Below are 444 nucleotides of genomic sequence, written 5' to 3'. Positions count from 1 at the left end.
TACCCGATCACAGGACAAATCGACGCATACCATTTTCCATCACCTTAGAACGAGTTATCTCTCAAAAAGGGAGCGGGAACACCCAGAAGAATGATCCAATAGCAAAAGCCGTGCAAGCAGTAGCAAAAAGTAAACCAGCTCCTACACAAAATAAACAACCAGGAAGTAAGGAGAAATACACCATTCAAAAGGGAGATACGTTGTCCGGTATCGCCCAAAGAAAAAAGAAAAAGTGGGAAGACATCTATAACAACAATAAAAAGGTACTAGTTAACGGTCCTCATAAATTAAAGCCAGGATGGGTGATTTATGTTTAACGATCCATTAATCAATCGGACTGGCCCCTTTAGACCTACGGGAACACCCATTGTAAAAATCATAGTCAACGGAAAGCCGGTACCTCACTGGCTTTCTTTTCGTGTAGAACTAAATGGGCTAGGTTCC

General features: G+C 41.9%; 1 protein-coding gene. It reads left to right on the top strand.

From position 1 onward, the window contains the following. The coding region (locus tag QZ995_RS23755; RefSeq protein WP_301812407.1) for a LysM peptidoglycan-binding domain-containing protein at positions 1-317 on the top strand (317 nt) is incomplete at its 5' end. Positions 318-444 lie beyond the last annotated feature (127 nt).

The sequence above is a fragment of the Brevibacillus laterosporus genome, assembly GCF_030489605.1.
Lineage (GTDB): Bacteria > Bacillota > Bacilli > Brevibacillales > Brevibacillaceae > Brevibacillus_B > Brevibacillus_B laterosporus_E.
This window is presented reverse-complemented; position numbering and strand designations above follow the sequence as displayed.